20 protein-coding genes are annotated in these 16,647 nt (G+C 68.5%); 9 read left to right on the top strand and 11 right to left on the bottom strand.

Annotation, left to right across the window (positions count from 1 at the left end):
• Positions 1-93 precede the first annotated feature (93 nt).
• Positions 94-429 (bottom strand): RNA polymerase-binding protein RbpA, encoded by a 336-nt coding sequence (locus NC4_RS16260; RefSeq protein WP_067538637.1) that lies wholly within the window; start codon positions 427-429, stop codon positions 94-96.
• 187 nt (positions 430-616) lie between these two features.
• Here NC4_RS16260 and NC4_RS16255 point away from each other — a divergent pair, with 187 nt between their 5' ends.
• Positions 617-937: a hypothetical protein gene (locus NC4_RS16255; protein ID WP_174566857.1), complete on the top strand. Its 321-nt coding sequence runs from the start codon at positions 617-619 to the stop codon at positions 935-937.
• Here the strand turns inward: NC4_RS16255 and NC4_RS16250 are convergent.
• A complete protein-coding gene (locus NC4_RS16250) occupies positions 888-1,907 on the bottom strand; it encodes a hypothetical protein (protein WP_067538633.1) in 1,020 nt (339 codons plus the stop codon). The genes NC4_RS16255 and NC4_RS16250 overlap by 50 nt on opposite strands.
• Positions 1,908-2,094: 187 nt before the next feature.
• Positions 2,095-2,775, bottom strand: a complete 681-nt coding sequence (locus NC4_RS16245; RefSeq protein WP_084529201.1) for a M23 family metallopeptidase — start codon at positions 2,773-2,775, stop codon at positions 2,095-2,097.
• Positions 2,776-2,958: 183 nt separating this feature from the next.
• On the opposite strand from NC4_RS16245, the gene NC4_RS16240 reads away from it, so the two are divergent.
• The gene (locus NC4_RS16240; protein ID WP_067538629.1) at positions 2,959-3,285 is read left to right on the top strand and encodes an ArsR/SmtB family transcription factor; all 327 of its coding nucleotides are present in this window, start codon (positions 2,959-2,961) and stop codon (positions 3,283-3,285) included.
• Between the two features lie 17 nt (positions 3,286-3,302).
• On the opposite strand, the gene NC4_RS16235 is transcribed toward NC4_RS16240, so the two are convergent.
• The gene (locus tag NC4_RS16235) at positions 3,303-4,292 is read right to left on the bottom strand and encodes a glycosyltransferase family 9 protein (protein WP_067538628.1); all 990 of its coding nucleotides are present in this window, start codon (positions 4,290-4,292) and stop codon (positions 3,303-3,305) included.
• A gap of 237 nt (positions 4,293-4,529) precedes the next feature.
• Between NC4_RS16235 and NC4_RS16230 the strand changes: the two genes are divergently transcribed.
• Entirely contained in the window at positions 4,530-4,880 is a 351-nt protein-coding gene (locus tag NC4_RS16230; protein WP_067538625.1) for a hypothetical protein, read from the top strand.
• On the opposite strand, the gene NC4_RS16225 is transcribed toward NC4_RS16230, so the two are convergent.
• A complete protein-coding gene (locus tag NC4_RS16225; RefSeq protein ID WP_067538622.1) occupies positions 4,858-5,568 on the bottom strand; it encodes an SGNH/GDSL hydrolase family protein in 711 nt (236 codons plus the stop codon). The two genes, NC4_RS16230 and NC4_RS16225, sit on opposite strands and share 23 nt — an antisense overlap.
• Positions 5,565-6,986, bottom strand: a complete 1,422-nt coding sequence (locus NC4_RS16220) for an MFS transporter (protein ID WP_067538619.1) — start codon at positions 6,984-6,986, stop codon at positions 5,565-5,567. The genes NC4_RS16225 and NC4_RS16220 overlap by 4 nt, the downstream gene beginning before the upstream one ends.
• Positions 6,987-7,119: 133 nt before the next feature.
• Between NC4_RS16220 and NC4_RS16215 the strand changes: the two genes are divergently transcribed.
• A complete protein-coding gene (locus NC4_RS16215) occupies positions 7,120-7,617 on the top strand; it encodes a TetR/AcrR family transcriptional regulator (protein ID WP_067538789.1) in 498 nt (165 codons plus the stop codon).
• Positions 7,618-7,701: 84 nt separating this feature from the next.
• Here the strand turns inward: NC4_RS16215 and NC4_RS16210 are convergent, their stop codons facing one another.
• The 4 genes from NC4_RS16210 to NC4_RS16195 form a co-directional block, all read right to left on the bottom strand.
• A complete protein-coding gene (locus NC4_RS16210) occupies positions 7,702-8,034 on the bottom strand; it encodes a YnfA family protein (protein WP_218021173.1) in 333 nt (110 codons plus the stop codon).
• Positions 8,035-8,092: 58 nt separating this feature from the next.
• On the bottom strand, positions 8,093-9,328 hold the full coding sequence (locus tag NC4_RS16205; protein WP_245721722.1) for a Dyp-type peroxidase: 1,236 nt from the start codon (positions 9,326-9,328) through the stop codon (positions 8,093-8,095).
• Positions 9,321-9,884, bottom strand: coding sequence for a copper chaperone PCu(A)C (locus NC4_RS16200; RefSeq protein ID WP_245721721.1), 564 nt, complete (start codon positions 9,882-9,884; stop codon positions 9,321-9,323). The genes NC4_RS16205 and NC4_RS16200 overlap by 8 nt, the downstream gene beginning before the upstream one ends.
• Before the next feature lie 68 nt (positions 9,885-9,952).
• Positions 9,953-10,381 carry a hypothetical protein gene (locus NC4_RS16195; protein WP_245721720.1) on the bottom strand — a complete coding sequence of 143 codons (429 nt, stop codon included), beginning with the start codon at positions 10,379-10,381 and terminating at the stop codon, positions 9,953-9,955.
• Positions 10,382-10,648: 267 nt separating this feature from the next.
• On the opposite strand from NC4_RS16195, the gene NC4_RS16190 reads away from it, so the two are divergent.
• Positions 10,649-11,638, top strand: a complete 990-nt coding sequence (locus NC4_RS16190) for a phytanoyl-CoA dioxygenase family protein (protein WP_157554788.1) — start codon at positions 10,649-10,651, stop codon at positions 11,636-11,638.
• Between the two features lie 14 nt (positions 11,639-11,652).
• Here NC4_RS16190 and NC4_RS16185 read toward each other — a convergent pair whose 3' ends face one another.
• Positions 11,653-12,195: a TetR/AcrR family transcriptional regulator gene (locus tag NC4_RS16185; RefSeq protein ID WP_281186297.1), complete on the bottom strand. Its 543-nt coding sequence runs from the start codon at positions 12,193-12,195 to the stop codon at positions 11,653-11,655.
• 128 nt (positions 12,196-12,323) lie between these two features.
• Between NC4_RS16185 and NC4_RS16180 the strand changes: the two genes are divergently transcribed.
• The 4 genes from NC4_RS16180 to NC4_RS16165 all read left to right on the top strand — a co-directional run bounded on the left by NC4_RS16180 (position 12,324) and on the right by NC4_RS16165 (position 16,646).
• Complete coding sequence (locus tag NC4_RS16180) at positions 12,324-12,689, top strand: hypothetical protein (RefSeq protein WP_157554786.1); 366 nt, start codon at positions 12,324-12,326, stop codon at positions 12,687-12,689.
• Between the two features lie 72 nt (positions 12,690-12,761).
• Positions 12,762-13,451: a response regulator gene (locus NC4_RS16175; protein WP_157554784.1), complete on the top strand. Its 690-nt coding sequence runs from the start codon at positions 12,762-12,764 to the stop codon at positions 13,449-13,451.
• A 283-nt stretch (positions 13,452-13,734) separates the two neighbouring features.
• Positions 13,735-14,664: a HAMP domain-containing sensor histidine kinase gene (locus tag NC4_RS16170; RefSeq protein ID WP_245721729.1), complete on the top strand. Its 930-nt coding sequence runs from the start codon at positions 13,735-13,737 to the stop codon at positions 14,662-14,664.
• 74 nt (positions 14,665-14,738) lie between these two features.
• Positions 14,739-16,646, top strand: coding sequence for a DUF4153 domain-containing protein (locus NC4_RS16165; protein WP_245721719.1), 1,908 nt, complete (start codon positions 14,739-14,741; stop codon positions 16,644-16,646).
• Position 16,647 lies beyond the last annotated feature (1 nt).

Raw genomic sequence — 16,647 nt, 5'->3', positions numbered from 1 at the left:
TGAGTTGTGAGGCAACAGTAATACCGCATCAACCCGTGCACGCGAAAGAGGCCCCGCACCGTTCGGTGCGAGGCCCCTGTCCGTCGTTCGCTCTTATCCGCGGCGGCGGTTCTTGAGCAGTTCCATGCGCTCCTGGAGGAGCTCCTCGAGCTCTTCCTTGCTGCGGCGCTCGAGCAGCATGTCCCAATGCGTGCGCGGCGGCTTGACCTTCTTGGGCTCCTGGGTGGTGCCCTCGATCAGTACGCCCTCCTGGCCGTTGCGGCACAGCCAGGTCGGGGGGATCTCGGCGTCATCGGCGAAGGGAACGTCGAATTCCTCGCCATTGTCCGTCCGGTACCGCGCCACCCGACGCGGCGCCAGGTCGTGGTCGCGGTCGGTCTCGTAGCTCACCGCTCCGAGCCGACTGCCCCGGAGTACGCGATCTGCCATGAGTGCGGTCCCTTCTCACCTGTCGGCAACGTCTAGTTCAGTTCAGCGCTTCCGCATCCATCAACGCGCGAGCGCCAGCTGTGGTTCCCGTGGGGAGAACCCTGCCATTCTACCGGCTGGCGGTGAATGGCCTCGTCCGGCGTGCCCCGCCCCCGCAAATCCGAGCAAACGGCTAAGGTCTCCGGTCATGTCGCGACGCCAATCCTGCATGTGGTGCGGGAGGGAGATCACCGAATCCGAGATGGGGCGTCGCCGACGATATTGCCGGCAATCCTGTCGCCAGCGCGCTTACGAACATCGAAACAGCGTGAAGGGCACCGGTATTCCCGAGGACTCGGTGGTACTCAGCGCCCAGGAGGTTGCCGACCTGTCCGATCGCTGGTTCGCCGCCCGCTGCGCGGCCGAGGATGTGGCCACGGCCGTCGCAGAGGGCGCGGACTCCATCGAGCTGGCAGATCTCACCGCGATACTGGTGAAACTGGCGCGCGATGCGGAGCGGCTGCGCTGAGGACGGTCGCACGGTCCCGGCGCGCATAGACCAGGCCGACGCCTGCGGCGGTGACGGCGGCGAGCACCCCGAACGCCATGAGGGTGAGGCCGTCCGGCGCGGTCACCGGCTGACCGCGCAGCGCCTGCCACAGCAGCACGCCCATGAGCCCGGCGACGCCGACGGCGAGGACGGCGATCAGGTCGGCGCGGGTGCGCTCGCTGCGCAGCCACGGCACCCGGGGCGCGAACCGGGCGAGCAGGATGGCCGCCACGATCAGCAGCTGGATGCCGTGAATGCCGAGGAAGTGGGCGATGCGGATATCGCCGCCCGCGGTGCTCCAATGCGTGACCGGCATCCCGGCGACACCGTCGCGCACCAGCGGTTGACCCTCCATGACGGTGTGCCCGGCGGCCAGGGTCACCGGATTGCCGTAGGCGTCGGTGACCTCCTGCTTACCGGTGCCCGGTACCACGATGTAGCCGAAGGCCATGCCCACCACGGCGATACCGAGTCCGGCCTTGATGGCGCGGGCGGTCGGCAGATCGGTGACGCGCTGCCACGAAAGCATCACGGCGATGACGAGATTCGCGCCGAACAACCCCAGCACGCCGGACATGAAGACGTTCTGCCCGATGGTGTTGACCGCATCGGTCTGCATATTGAAATGGCTGAAGGTGCCCCGCACGGCCTGCACGGTGATGAACCCGACGTCCACGATCGCGGTGAGCGCGAACAGGGTGCCCATCCACCAGGTGACCCGCTGCCCGCGGTGCGGGAACGACAGCAGCCAGGCCAGGGTGGCGGTGTAGAGGGTGAAGGCGATGGCGAACTTGAACGGTTTGAGCCACACCGATTCCTGCAACAGCAGGCGATCGTCCACGGCCATGGCGGCCAGGCAGACCACGGTCAGCACGGCCATGGCGGCCGTGGCGGCGAGCAATGGGCGATGCAGCCGTCGGGCGGCGGGAACCAGGGGAGCGGTGGTCATGATCGCGACGCTATGACCGGGTGATCAGACGCCACGTCCCCCGGCGGTGGGGTTCGCACGTAGTACTCGGGTATCAGTCGAGTTGCACGCGGTACCCGGGTCCGGGGGACGTGGCGGTATTCAGTTGATCAGGGTCGCATTCCGGGAACCCCTCATCGATTCCCGGTGCGTGGCAATGGCATCGGTGTCAGTCGACGGGTGCGCCGACATCGACGCCGCGACCGGCCAGCCAGGGCATGGGGTCGATGGGGCCGCCCTCGGTGTGCACCTCGTAGTGCAGGTGCGGACCGGTGGAGTAGCCGCGGCTGCCGACGGTGGCGATGTGATCGCCCGCGCGCACCTGCTGGCCGACCTGCACCAGGATGTCCTGCATGCGGCCGTAGACGCCGATGGTGCCGTCGTCCTGCTGCACGCGCACCCACAGGCCGAATCCCGAGGCCGGGCCCGCTTCGATGACGGTACCGTCGGTGGCGGCCAGGATGGGCGCGCCGAAGCCGTCGGCGAAGTCCAGACCGGCGTGCATGGCGCCCCAGCGCATGCCGAAGCCGGAGCTGAGCGGTCCGGCGACCGGGCGCACGGTCTTGGGGCGGGCCTGCTCGTGCTGCAGGCCGTTGAGGATGTTCAGCACCTCCGGCGGCACGATCTGCGGGATCTGCGCTTCCGGCGGGGTGAAGGCGACGGGCAGCGCGGCGGTGGTGACGGACGGCTCGGCCGGCGCGCCCTGGGCACGCTGATCGGCGGCCGCGAGCACGCTCAGGGAGGCGCTCACGACGGCGGTAACGGCCACAGCACGGGTAGCGGCCGTTCGATACTTACCGCACTTACCGCCGACCTTGAGGTGGCGAGATAACGGAACGGTTACGGGCATGCACCGAATGTATGGGAGCGTGATGGTCGTTTCGAAACCGTTTTGTTACCGTCACAGCGGTACAAAAGCCCAGGTGAAGTATTACAGCTAGATAACGACACGCCGGTAATTTTGTGATGAACTTGGGAAATGCTGAGAAAGGTTGTATTGACCGACATGCCGCCTTGGGGGCACTCTATTTAAGTGCCGACTAACGGAGTGAAGGTGCTGACCGCGCTCGCGGACCCCACCCGCCGCGCGATCTTCGAGGCGCTACCGCAAGGTCCCAGGTCAGTGGGTGATTTGGCGGCCGCGGCGGGCGTGAGCAGCTCGGCGGTCTCGCAACATCTGAAGGTTTTGCGCGGGGCCAAGCTCGTCATGGTGCAACCGTCGGGCAACCACCGGCTCTACTCCCTGGACCCCCGCGGGCTGGCCGACGCCCGCGACTACCTCGAGCAGTTCTGGCCCAGCGCCATTGCCGCCTACTCGGCCGCACTGTTCAGTGCCCGCGCCGATCTCGCGGATATGTAGGACATATATAAGGACGCTCAGCCGACCCGGAGATACGCCTGCTGGGAGCGGCGATCCAATCCCGTACCGGGCCATGGGCGTTTGCGCAGTTGCTTGTCGACCGCGTTGACGACCTCGGGCACGCCGATCTTGAGTAGTCCCGGATCGGGGGCCGCGCCGTCCGGGTCGCCGGTCTGCCCGGCCCACAGCACCGCATGCCGTCCGAGCAGATGCGGGGGCGGCCCGCTGCGGCTGGGCGGGGTCGGGCCGAACAGCAGGACGGTGCGGGTGCCGAAGGCCGTCGCCAGATGCGCGACCCCGGTATCTCCGGACACCACCAGCGCAGCCTCGGCCACCGTCGCGGCCAGTTCGATGAGGTTCTGCTGACCCGCCAGCACCCGATTCGGCGACAGCCCGGCGCGGGCGGCCACCCCGAGCGCGATATCGCGTTCGCTCTCGTCCCCGGTCAGCACCACTTCGCGCCCCAGCACCAGCAGATGCCGCACCACCGCGGCGAACCGATCCGGCGGCCAGCGCCGCGCCGGAGCCCCGGCCCCGATGTGCACGACCACGCAATCGCGGTGACTGGTGGTGGCGACCGGCGGCACCAGCCCGAGATTGCGGCGATCGGCGGTCATACCGTCGGTCTCAAGCAGATGGCACCAGCGGTCCACATCGTGCATATCCGCCTCCCACTCCGGCCCGTCCAGATCCGGGAAGGCGGGATTGCGGTAGGTGAGAATGCGTTCGGGCCGCGTCTTGACCAGCTCCACGATCCCTTCCGCGCCCCCGCTGTGCAGATTGACCGCGAGCGCGGGCGGTACGCCGTCCCAGCGCATGACAATGGGATCGTAGGTGGGCACCATCTCGTCGACCGACGCGATCAGATCCACAATGGGTTTCAGCCGATGCGGCGCGGTAAGCGCGATGTGATCCTCGGGCCGCGCCCTACGCAGCGCACGCAGGGCGGGGACCGCGGTGAGCAGATCACCCAGTCCACGTGCTCGTAGCACGAGTACAACCGCCACCTTGAGATCTCCTAGCCGGTCACACTGCCCACAACGGGACGACCCTCCAAAACCAACAATGGAGGGCCATTGGATGGTGACTACCCGGTGCGCGCACCCACGAAACACGATCTCGGCCCGTCACCGCCGTCCCGGCCCGGCCGTCGGGGCGCCCGGCGGCCGATCTTGGGCGACTCGCCGGAGAAAGTTGTACTACCGGCTGTCGTACGACCGGGGTGATCAACTACGGCGTGCCTCATGGACTTCGTCTACAACCTGATGGTCGTGGCGCATCTGCTCGGTATGGCGGCGGTGGTCGGCGGATATGCCGCCTCCCAGCCGCGGGTGTCGGAACTGATGGTGTGGGGCGCGCGGGCCCAGCTAATCACCGGCATCGTCCTGGTGGGTCTGGCCGAGTCGATCGATTCGCTCGGCAAGGATCCGAATATGACGAAGATCGGCGTGAAACTCGTTGTGTCCGTGGCCGTCGCGGCCTTCGCGGAGATGGGACGGGCCGACGCCAAGCGCGGCAAGGCGGTGCCGTGGATGACCCACGCCGCCGGTGGGCTGGCCATTCTCAACGTGTTCATCGCCGCGCTGTGGACGTGACCGCCGCATAGGTTTTCGCCATTTCGGCGGCGACCGCCGCCTGCCCGGCCATGGTCAGGTGGATGCGGTCGGCTCTGAGCCAGTCGGGGCGCAGGCGCGCCGGATGGTACCAGAATTCGGTGAGGATGGCGTCGTGGCGGGCGGCGACCCGGCGCACGCTGCCGGTGAAGGCCTCGAACAGCGGGCGCAGCGGGAGCAGCGGGCCGGTGGAGGCGTCGGCGAGGGTGAACAGCGACAGCCGCGCACCGGTGGCGGCGACCGCGGCGCACAGCTCGTCGAGGTCGCGTTCGACCAGGGCCAGATCGGCATTCTTGCGGAACAGGTCGTTGCCGCCGCAGGTGACGTGCACCAGATCCGGCTGGAAATCGACCAGGGGCGCGAACTGTTCGGCGGCCACCTCCGGGATGGTCGCCCCCATGCGCCCGGTGTTGTGGTACACCGCATCCGGATGGGCGGCGGTGAGCCAGCGCGCCAGGCGGTGCCCCCACGGGATGGTCTCGTAACCGGGCACCGGATCGCCGATGCCCGCGGCGGTGGAGCCGCCGATAATGGCGAAGCGCCGCCACGGCGCCCCGGCGAGCAGGGCCGCGCCCTCCGAATCCGACAGGCACAGTGGATCATTGGCCTCGGTGCGCGCACCGGTATCGGTCAGCACATCGGTGTCGGTGTGAATATCGTTGTGGCTCATGCGTTGATCTCCTCGCTTCGAACGGGCAGGGCCGCCAGCACGGCGGCCGCGGCCGCGATGCCCGCGCAGACGGCGAACAGGGTGTGGAAGGCGGTGAGCCCGTCGTCCGGATTCGCCGCGAACACCGCGGCCAGAATCGCGACGCCGAGCGCGCCGCCGGATTGGCGGGCGGTGAGGTTCATGCCGATGCCCGCGGCGAACTGCCGCGGCGGCAGCGAGCGCGCGGCCATGGTGGCGAGCACGGTAATGAGAATGCCGATGCCGCTGCCGCCCAGGATTCCGGCGGGCACCCAGGCCGACCAGAACGCCGGGGTGGCGCTCCAGGCGCCGGTGCTCATATAGAGGGTGGAGGCCGCGAACAGCAGTGCGCCCGCCACGGCGAGCCACCGGTGCCAGTGCTCGGGCGCGCGTCCGGCGAGCACGGCCGTCACCATGGCCGCGATGGCGCCGACGGTCATGGCGCCCGCCGAGGTCAGCACCGAATACCCCCAGACCGCGTCGAGCCAGATCGGCCCGGCCAGCAGCCACGCGAACATGGTGGCGCCGAATACGAATGCGACGGCATTGACCAGCGCGTAGCGGTGATGCCGCCACAGTCCGACCGCAATGGCTGGGCGCGGATGCCGCCGCGACCGCCACAGCGCCAGGCCCAGCAGGGCGAGCCCGCCGATCCCGCACGCCAGCGTGCGCCACGAGCCCCAGCCCCACTGCTGCCCCTGGGTGACCGCGGCGACGACCGCGCCGATGCCGAGCCCGGTGGCGGCGGTCCCGATCAGGTCGGGCAGGCCGTCACCGTGGCGCACGTCCTTGCTCGTCAGGCGCCATCCGACCGCGAGCAGCGCGGCCGTGACGGGCACGTTGACCACGAAAACCGAACGCCACCCGAACCATTCGACCAGCGCGCCACCGGCGGCCGGTCCCACGGTGGCGGCGAATCCGCCCGCCGCGGTCCAGGCGGCCATGGCCACGCCGATGTGTTCGGCGGGCGTCACGCTCAGCACCACGCCCAGTCCGGCGGGAATCAGGAAGGCGGCGGTCGCGCCCTGCAGGAAGCGCCCGGCAATGAGCCATTCGGCGCCGGGCGCGAGTCCGCACAGCAGTGAGGTGAGCGCGAATCCGGCCAGGGCATAGAGGAATACGCGGGCGCGACCGAGCGCGTCGGCCAGTTGCCCGGCCGGGGTGAGGAATGCGGCGAAGGCGACGGCGTACCCGCTGACCACCCAGGTGAGGCTGGTCGCGGAGGTGTCCGGGAAGTCGCGGGTGATTTCCGGGAAAGCGATATTGACGACGGACAGATCGAGGAAGGCGACGAAGGCCGCGCCGCAGGCGACCAGCAGTGCGCGCCGGGCGGCGGGGGAGGTGTCGGACGGTGGGACTGCGTCGGTCGCGGCATGCTGCCGCGGCGTCAACTCGGTCATGAAGCGACTTTCGAGCGAAGGATCAGCGAGGCGGAATCAAACTGTACGTACGATCGTTCGTATTGTTGAAAAGTGCGACCGATCGTGCTTTTTTGCAAGGGTCTGGTGCCAAGATGGAGGAGTGACCGAGCCGATGCCTCCCGCCGACGCGCAGATTTCCGATCAGCGCCTGCTCAAGGGCGCCCGCGCTCGCGCCACCATTGCCCGTCACGCCGCCGAGGTCGCCTCCGCCGAGGGGCTGACCGGCCTGAGCCTGCGCCGCCTCGCCGCCGATCTGGGCGTGAGCAAGAGCGGTGTAGCCACGCTCTTCGGCACCAAGGAGAAACTTCAGCTCGCGGCCGTCGAATCAGCCCGCGAGGTCTTCATTCAGCACGTCATCGTCCCCGCCCTGAGCGTGGACAAGGGCATGCCCCGCCTGCGCGCCCTGCTCGACAACTGGTTCGCCTTGCTGGAGAAGGAAATCCGCCGCGCCCAGGACCAGGGCTTCCTCACCGGCCGCGACCCGCACGCCCTGGCCTTCCAATTCGACGCCGTCGTGGCCGCCGCCAATACCGCGGCGCGGATGGGGGAGGACTCCGCCATCGCCACCGCGCGCGGCATTATCGACGCGCTGATCGGGGCGGATGCGTAATCGCTTCGCCGAGTGCAAGTTCGCACTCCGCGCGAGTCTGCATTTTGCGTGGAATGCATGAATGCACGCTGTTCACAGGTGGTTTCACGTGGATCGGGGCGCGTACATGATGAGGGCGACGCCCGCCAGGCAGACGAGGGCGCCGAGGACGTCCCAGCGGTCGGGGCGGAAGCCGTCGACGGCCATGCCCCACAGCAGGGATCCGGCGACGAAGACGCCGCCGTAGGCGGCGAGGATACGGCCGAAGTTGGCATCGGGCTGGAGGGTGGCCACGAAGCCGTAGAGGCCCAGGGCGATGACCCCGGCGCCCATCCAGATCCAGCCGCGGTGTTCGCGGACGCCCTGCCAGACCAGCCAGGCGCCGCCGATCTCGGCGACGGCGGCCAGGGCGAACAGCACGATCGAACGTAGGACCATGATCGATAATCTAGGACCCGGCCGGGCCGCCCCTCGTACGCGACCCGGCCGGATGCCGTCAGCTACCGGCGGAACCGGCTTCGAACAGTTGCTGTCCGAGATATCCGCCCGGCGCGGGGACGCCGGGCGGGATGGCGTACACGGCCGAACCGACCGGTACCGTCCACTGGTTGAGCGCGTCGAACTCGTTGAGCCGCACCTGAACCGGTAGATACTGCGCATCGATATCGCGCTGGAACGCGGCGAACAACAGGCCCGAATTCGACACCTGACCGGGTGGCGGCGGGTCGTCGTAGTTGAAGCCGCGGCGCAGGAACCGCTCACCGTCGTGCTGATGGTGAGCGCGCGCGATATGCGAGGACGGCGGGATGACCGGGATGCCGTACTTGTCGACCGCGGTGAAATCCGGATCGTCGAATTCTCGCTCGCCGCCCAGGGGTGCGCCATTGTCGACGCGGCGGCCGACGGTAATGGCGCGGGCATCGGCGTCGAGCTCGTCCCAGGTATCGAGAATCATCTCGATACGCCGCAACACCATGGAGGTGCCGCCCGCCAGCCACGGCCGGTAGGAGCCGTCGTCCCACACCAGTCGATCGAAATCGATTGTGCCCGGGGCGATATTGACGGTGCCGTCCACCGAGCCCATGAGGTTGCGCATGGTCTGGTCCTTGGACGCATTGCGGAATCCCTGCTGCACCCAGCGCGCCGTGACCAGCGATTTCACATGTTTGGACAGCACGCGCACCGCATGCGAGACGGTGGTCGCCTCGTCCGCGCAGATCTGCAGCATCAGATCGGTGCCGCCGTAGGCCGGATCGAGGCGATCGATCTTCTCGAAGGCGGGCAGCGGTTTCAGCCAATGCGGGCGCTGATTGCTCAGCCCCGCCTTGGCGAACAGCTCCGGCCCGAACCCGACGGTCACCGTGAGCCGGGCCGGGCGCACGGCCAGTTCCGGTTCGGTATCGGCGAGGGCGGGCTTGCCCTGGGTGAGCCGCGCCGCATCATCGGTCCAGATTTTGAGCACGCCGACGATATCGTTCCGGTCGGCGCCGTCGACCAGGTCGTAGCCGACGAAGGCCACATGATCCTGCGGTTCGGTGTCGACGCCCGCCTGATGGTCGCCGTAGAACGCGACGGTCTCGACCGCCGGATCCCGATCGTGCTCGCGATGGGTGAGAGTGGCCGCACCCCAGCCGATTCCGGCCGCCCCGGCCGCGCCCGCCACGGCGGCGCCGGTACCGAGCAGACGCCGCCGGGAGAGCCCCTTGGGATGCGGAGTGACCGGCTCAGCCACCGTGCGCGGCATTGTCGGCGCTGGGCTCGTAATTCTCCTTACCGCCTGCGAAGTCGCGCACCTGCGCGGTCACGGCGGTGGTGGAGCCATCGGAGAAGGTCAGCGTGATAGGCGTTTCCGCGCCCGTGCGCAGCGGCTCCTTCAGTTCCATGAACATGAGATGGTCGGCGCCCGGCTTGAGCGTGGCGGACCCGTGCGCCGGAATGGTGAGCCCACCCTCCTTGGGGCGCATGGTCTTGTCACCGGTGGCCGAATCGGCCACCACCTCATGGATTTCCACGCGCGCCGACACCGGGCTGGACGCCGCGACCAACTGCACGGGGGAGTCGCTGGAGTTCTTCAACTCCCCGAACGCCGCCGACATCCCGCTGTCGGCGGCCTTGATCCACTGATCGTTCATGCTGACGCTGTCGGCCGCCTTGGCGGCATTGGTAGACGAACCGGAATCCGACGAACAGGCGACGGGAAACACGGCGACGGCGGCGAGCGCGGCGACAGCGCCGAGACGGCGGGCGGTGGTGGCCGAACGCAGGCGGCCGAGAACAGACTTGGACACGAATGACTCCGAATCATCGAGAGAGATAGGGAATTCGCTCCGGCCGCGCGACGCAGACGCGCCGCCAGCTAGGCCGGAGTGAGGTGAAGAAAGAGATTCGTGTCCACAGGTGGCCCCCGCCGTCCGATCCCGGGACTCACCAACAGGCGGCGCACCACCGCCCGCTCATCGGTGACCCGGGTGCGCATGGTTCGCGCGGGCGGCAGCGGCGCCAACCCCAGCGCCACGATGAACCGCCGCACGCTGGTGATCGCGCGCCGCATCCCCGCCTCGGCGGCCGAGATGAGCATCGCGCCCACCGGTATCGCCACCAGATGCGCCGCCAGCATGACCGGCGTCACCGCATGATGGTGATGAGTAGGCCCCACCGACAGCGCGCCGTGCCCGATGGCCTGCCCCACCGTCAGCATCCCCATGATCGCGGCGAGCCCGCCCCGCGGCCGCACCCCGGCCACCACCACCCCGATCAACGCGCACGCCGCGAGCAACAGCGCCACCGAAGCCCCACCCGGCGCAGCGGTACCCCCACCCAGCGCATGCGCGAATATAGCGACCGCCCCCGAAGCCGCCCCGACGGCAGCGCCGCGCAGGCGCGCGGTGTGATCCGTCGATGAGCGCACCCGAACATGCTACGACCGCCCGTAGTCGACGCCGCGCCCAGGTCGTATGACTTGCGTAACGCACGATGCGCGCAGTCACGGCCCGGGCCCTGAACAGCGATGTATGCACACGGCCATATGCGCATTAAAGCATGTATTGCTGATGTGTTCACGTTCATCTCACGCGGTGTGCTGGGGTTCGGCTGTTCAGGATGGCGGAAATTCATTGACTCGCAGTGGCATTGCGCTGGGATACTGCCCGGATTTCTCGATGTCGATGTGCTGAGGCCAGCGGTGGCGGAACTGGGCTTGATGTTTCCGTCGGCGCAGGGGTTCCATGACGGCAGCGATCCGCGTCGGGGCCGCTACCTTGGTGACGAGTTCGCCGGGATCGACTGTTTTCCGTTCGCCAGTACCGAGGTCAGCCTGTTGGCGGTGCACGACTCCTTGATCTCGCTTGCTCGGACTCTGCTGGGTGGTGACGAGGTGCGGTTGTCTTCGGCTGAGGCGTGGGCGAAATTCGCGGGGGCGGCCGGTTACGAGCAGGATTTGCATCGGGATTATCTGAATCACACGGTGTTGGTGCCGAATGATGCGGTCGGGTGCCGACAGGTCGAGATGTTCGTGTATCTGGTTGACGTGCCCGAGGATCTGGGGCCGCCGCATCTGGTTTCCAGGACGCACACCGCTCGTGCCGCCGCGGCGCCGAATTGGTTCCCTCGCAAGGATTTCACCGGGTCGGCGGTGGAGGGGGAGGAGAGCAGGTTTCGCGGGGCGGGGCGGCCGGAGTGGTATGAGCACGAGGTTTCCGCGGCTGGGCCTGCGGGCACGGTGGTGGCCTTCGAGGTGGGTACGTTTCATCGCGGTACCGGTATGACTCGGGTCGGCGGAGCTCGTTACACGATGCATCTCGCTTATCGGCCGGTGCACGCCGAGTGGGGTCAACGTCAGGCGTGGGCGGCACGCAGTCATGAGCCTGCGTGGTATCGGTTCGTCGAGCGCGCTGGTCCGCGACAACTCGAGTTGTTCGGGTTCCCGCCTCGCGGGCATCCTTTCTGGACCGCTGACGCGCTGGCCGGGCTGGCATTGCGATATCCGGGTCTGGACCTGACGCCGTGGCGCTCCCGGACCGATACCGATATCGCGCAGGAATGAGCGCGCTGAGCGGCTTACGTTGTCGTTCCGAGCGCTGCCAGCGCGGCTTCGACCGCGGCCGGGCGTAGTTGGTCGTGTGCGGTGTCGGCGAGTTGGAGGCAGCAGTCCTGGATTCCGCCGAATGCCATGATCGCTCGGGCCGATTGGTCGAGGGTGGGGTTCGGTCCGAACACGAGGGTGACCAATCGGCGGCGCCAGTTCAGTGCCGCGTCGATGGGTTCGGGGTCGCCCAGGATCCGCAGCTCGGCGAGGACGAGCATGAGTTTGTCGCGGTGGCGGTAGTGGAAGTCGAAGTAGTCCGCCAGGAGTTCGGGCACGTCCACGCTGTCTCGGCGCTCGTGGCTCGCCACCAGTTCCTCGCCCTCCCGAATCACCGGTTGCACGATGCTGCGCACCAGGTCCTCCCGTGACGAGAAGTGGTAGTAGAGCGCCGGTTTCGTGATTCCGAGACGATTCGCGATCTGTTGCAGGCTGGTGCGCTGCACACCCTGCCGCGCGAACATCTCGAGCGCCACCTCTTGTATGCGCTCGCGAGTGGAAGGTGTTGATCGGGCCACCTGACCACAGTAGCTGACTTACCGGAAGGTAAGTGCTAGGCTTACCTTCCGGTAAGTCAGTTCGCGGCGGAGGCGTCGCCGGCGAACTGAACCGAGCGACCATAGGGGGGCCTGTGGACTCACACGACTTGGCAATCTTCTGGGGCCTGATCACCGTGGGCACCTATCTGCCCGCGCTCACGAGCAGGCAGTTCTACGACGCGTTGTTGCGGGTCAAGGAGAACGAGCAGTTCGTGATCCTGTCCGGGCTGATCAGCCTTGTCACCGGGGCGGCCTCGCTCGCGGTGGAACACCGATGGGAGTGGGGGCTGGTCGGTGTGCTGACCGCGATGGGATGGGTCAATGTGATCAAGGGCTTCGTGCGGTTCTACGAGCTCGGCTTCGCGCGCACCGCGGTCCGCAAGACGAATGATCATGCGGTGGTCGTCTACGTCTATATGGCGCTGGCCTCGGCGTTCGGCTTCTACCTGCTGTACCGCGGTTTCTGGACGTGAGAAGGCGGGTCTCCACACGATCTCCACAATCGGTGCAACCCATCTCCACGCCCACCTCGTAGGGTCACCTGCATGGAACACAGCCAGCAGCGCACCGCGCGGCGGATTCTGGTGGTGGAGGACGAACCCACCATCGCGGAGTCGGTTGCCGCGCGTCTGCGTGCGGAAGGGTTCACGGTGGATCTGGCGCACGACGGGCCCGCGGGGGTGGCGGCGGCCGAGAGTCTGGATCCGGATCTGGTGGTGCTCGATGTCATGCTGCCCGGGTTCGACGGGCTCGAGGTGTGCCGTCGTATTCAGGCTCGGCGTCCGGTGCCGGTGCTCATGTTGACGGCGCGGACCGATGAGACCGATATGCTGGTCGGGCTGGGGGTGGGGGCGGACGACTATCTGACCAAGCCGTTCTCCATGCGGGTGCTGGCCGCCCGGGTGCATGCGCTGCTGCGCCGGGTCGAGCGCACCGCCGAACCGGGTGCGGCGCTGGTCGTGGGTGATCTGCGGATAGATATCGATCAACGGCGGGTGTGGCGCGCGGATGCCGAAACACAGCTCACGCCACTGGAATTCGAGCTGCTCGTGCATCTGGCGCGGCGGCCGCGCACGGTGCTGGCGCGCGAGCGATTACTCAGCGAGGTGTGGGGGTGGGCCGACGCGTCGGGGACCCGCGCGGTCGACTCGCACATCAAAGCGCTGCGCCGCAAACTGGGCGCGGACCTGATCTGCACCGTGCACGGTGTCGGTTACGCCTTGGAGACTCGATGAGGCCGCAACCGGGACGGCGCGCGGTGTGCGAGAACCCGCAGCGGACACGATATCCCGGTGATCGTCGCGCGACGGCCCGGAGCGCGGATCCCGGCGGGCGCGGTTGTGCCACACCGGTCTCGCCGCTGGGCCCGCGCCGTCGCGGTCGCGGAGACGAACGATGAGCGGGCCCGAGCTGATTCCCGCCGACTCGCGGCTGCGCACGCTGGCCGACCGGCTCTCCGCGTGGCTGCCCCGGCCATTGGACCGGGTTCGGTCGATCAAACTGAAGCTGGCCATTCTCATGGTGGGTTCCGGCGCCGCCGCGTTCGGCTATTTCGGCTGGGTCATCGGCTGGCTGCCGCAGCGAACCACCGTCTACGCCATGCTCATCGCGCTGCTGCTGTCGCAGATTCTCGCCCACGGCATGACCCTGCCGCTGCGGCAGATGACCGCCGCCGCCAAACGCATGGCCCAGGGCGATTATTCGCATCGCGTGCGCGCCACCTCCCGTGACGAGGTCGGTCAGCTCGCGGAGGCGTTCAACCAGATGGCCGCCGATCTCGCCGCGGCCGACCAGCAGCGGCGCGACTTCATCGCCAATGTGTCCCATGAATTGCGCACGCCCATCACGGCATTGGGCGCGGTGCTGGAGAACCTGGTCGACGGTGTCGCCGAACCCGATCCGGCAACGCTGCGCACCGCGCTCGCGCAGACCGAGCGCCTGAGCCTGCTGGTGTCGGAACTGCTGGCGCTGTCGAGCATCGAAGCCGGGGCCGTGCGCCTGGACTTGGAAACCACCCCGCTGGAGCCCCTGCTGAAGGAGGTCGTCGCCGAAGCCGAGGTCATGGCCGCCGCCGTCGACCGCCCCGTCCGGTTCACCATTCACCTCGCCGATCCCGGGCTGCTGGTCCGCGCCGACAGCGCCCGCCTGCACCAGGTCCTGCTCAACCTCCTGGACAATGCCACCCGTCACGGTCTGGCCCACGGCGAAGTCCGGATCGAAGCCCACACCCGCCCCGGTCAGGTCGTCATCGAAGTCCAGGACGAAGGCCCCGGCATCCCGCTCGCCGAACGCGCCCGCGTCTTCGAACGGTTCGCCCGCGGCCGCACCACCAATGGCGGCACCGGCCTCGGCCTGGCCATTGCTCGCTGGATAGTCGAACTCCACGGCGGCACCATCGCCGTCGCCGACCCGGGTTCCCGCATCCGAGTAACCCTCCCCACCACCTGAACCGAAGTACAGGCAACCACCTCTCGGCCCATCCGGTCGCCGGGACGGTCCCGCACACCCAAAACGGAGTACCCATGCCCGACACCACGAACCCATCCGAACCCGATAATCCGGCCCCGGCCGCTCGGCCCAAGCGAAAACGCCCGCCGGTCATGCCGATCCAGCGCCTCACGCCCCGTGGCGCGGCCGAGGACGCCGCCGCACCGGCTGCGGCGAATCCGCAAGTCGCGGTGGCCGTCTCGGAGAAGCGCCCGGCACCCTCGGCGACATCGCACGATACCGAAGTACCGGCTGCCAGCGGCAACGGAAACGTCTCCCAGGACCTGTTCGGCCCCGCGCCTTACCCGAGAGCCCCACTGCCACCGCGCGTCCCGCCCCGATCGACGCGTGTGCCCATGCCCCGCGGTGCTCTGCTCGCCACCGTCTTCACAGGCACAGCCGCGGCCGTGTTCATCCCGCTCGACCGCCCCGGCATCGGCTGGGTCCTCGCGGGCCTGGCAACGGTCGGCGCGATATACACGGTGGACCGCATCGCGCGCCGCGCCGCCCGCCCGGCGGCCGAGGCGGACGATGTCATCTCCGCTGAAGCGGTGGGAGGGGCTGCGGCGCCGCCGGTCTCGGAGTCGGGTGTCGAGCCCGTATCGAGGGCGTCGGCCACAGGGGTGGGTGTGACTGGGGCAGGCGGGGATTCGACGTTCTCGGTGCGGCGGTGGGCGCCGGTGTGGTGGACCGTGATCGCGGTGGGGCTGTTGGCGGTGGGCGCCTTCCGGGCGGAGGAGTGGTTGGTCGCGTCGTGCCTGGTGGGGGCTGCCGTGGCCGGATCGCTGGCGGTGGTGCGGCGGTCGGTGTACGGGGTGGTGTTCGACATGGTGGCGGTGCCGGTGTCGGCGGTGCTGGCGGTGCTGGCGGTGCCGTGGGTGTATCGGGGGATGCAGCGGGTGCGGGGGTGGCGGGTGTCGTCGACGCAGCGGGTGGGGTGGTCGGTGCTGGCGACGGTGATCGTGCTGGCGGTGTTCGTGCCATTGCTCGCGGGGGCCGATGCGGTGTTCGCGCGGCTGGTCGAGAGTGTGATTCCGGAGTTCGACGCGGATTCGGTGGTGCGGTGGGGGTTCGTGTTCACCGTGGCGGGGTTGGGCGCGGCGGGGGCGCTGTATCTGCTGGCGGGGCCGCCGCCGGTGGCGGGGGAGACGGAATCGGTTGCGGGGCGGCTGGTTCGGAAGCGCTGGTCGCGGCTGGAGTGGGGGCTGCCGCTGGGCGTGTTGACCGTGGTGTTCGCGGTGTTCGTGGCCACGCAGCTGGCGGTGTTGTTCGGGGGGAACGGGTATGTACAGCGGACGGCGGAGCTGACGTATGCGGAGTACGCCCGGAGCGGGTTCTGGCAGCTGTCGATCGTGAGCATGTTGACGCTGGGCGTGATCGCGGTGGTGCAGGCGTGGGCGGCGCAGGAATCGGCGGGGGATCGGCGGTGGCTGCGGATCGTGGTGGCGGCGGTGAGCGTGCTGACGCTGGTGATCGTGGCCTCGGCACTGCATCGGATGTGGACCTATCAGCAGGCGTACGGGTTCACGGTGCTGCGGCTGCTGGTGGAGGTGTTCGAGGTGTGGATCGGGCTGGTCTATCTGCTGGTGCTGGCCAGTCTGGTGCGGCTGCGCCGGGATTGGGTGCCGCGCGCCGCGGTGGGCGAGGGTGCGGCGACCCTGCTGGGGCTGGCCCTGGTGAATCCGGAGGGGCTCATCGCCGACCGGAATATCGATCGCTGGCTCTCGGGCACGACCGTGGAGGTGGGCACCGGCAGCGGCAGCCGGGAGATCACGCAGGACCTCGATATCGATTACCTGGGTGAGTTGTCCGCCGATGCGCTGCCCGCCGTCGACCGCTTGCCCGAACCGCAGCGCGGGCTGATCGCCGCGGCGATTCGCGACGGCATGTTCGACTCGGACACCTGGCAGGGCTGGAACTGGTCGCGCACGGCCGCGCGCTGAG

Source organism: Nocardia crassostreae (genome assembly GCF_001613405.1).
Lineage (GTDB): Bacteria > Actinomycetota > Actinomycetes > Mycobacteriales > Mycobacteriaceae > Nocardia > Nocardia crassostreae.
This window is presented reverse-complemented; position numbering and strand designations above follow the sequence as displayed.

Coding starts and splice junctions, on each gene's coding strand:
- NC4_RS16260 (WP_067538637.1), bottom strand. CDS start 429: ATGGCAGATCGCGTACTCCGGGGCAGTCGGCTCGGAGCGGTGAGCTAC.
- NC4_RS16255 (WP_174566857.1), top strand. CDS start 617: ATGTCGCGACGCCAATCCTGCATGTGGTGCGGGAGGGAGATCACCGAA.
- NC4_RS16250 (WP_067538633.1), bottom strand. CDS start 1,907: ATGACCACCGCTCCCCTGGTTCCCGCCGCCCGACGGCTGCATCGCCCA.
- NC4_RS16245 (WP_084529201.1), bottom strand. CDS start 2,775: ATGCCCGTAACCGTTCCGTTATCTCGCCACCTCAAGGTCGGCGGTAAG.
- NC4_RS16230 (WP_067538625.1), top strand. CDS start 4,530: ATGGACTTCGTCTACAACCTGATGGTCGTGGCGCATCTGCTCGGTATG.
- NC4_RS16225 (WP_067538622.1), bottom strand. CDS start 5,568: ATGAGCCACAACGATATTCACACCGACACCGATGTGCTGACCGATACC.
- NC4_RS16220 (WP_067538619.1), bottom strand. CDS start 6,986: ATGACCGAGTTGACGCCGCGGCAGCATGCCGCGACCGACGCAGTCCCA.
- NC4_RS16215 (WP_067538789.1), top strand. CDS start 7,120: ATGCCTCCCGCCGACGCGCAGATTTCCGATCAGCGCCTGCTCAAGGGC.
- NC4_RS16210 (WP_218021173.1), bottom strand. CDS start 8,034: ATGGTCCTACGTTCGATCGTGCTGTTCGCCCTGGCCGCCGTCGCCGAG.
- NC4_RS16175 (WP_157554784.1), top strand. CDS start 12,762: ATGGAACACAGCCAGCAGCGCACCGCGCGGCGGATTCTGGTGGTGGAG.
- NC4_RS16170 (WP_245721729.1), top strand. CDS start 13,735: ATGGTGGGTTCCGGCGCCGCCGCGTTCGGCTATTTCGGCTGGGTCATC.
- NC4_RS16165 (WP_245721719.1), top strand. CDS start 14,739: ATGCCCGACACCACGAACCCATCCGAACCCGATAATCCGGCCCCGGCC.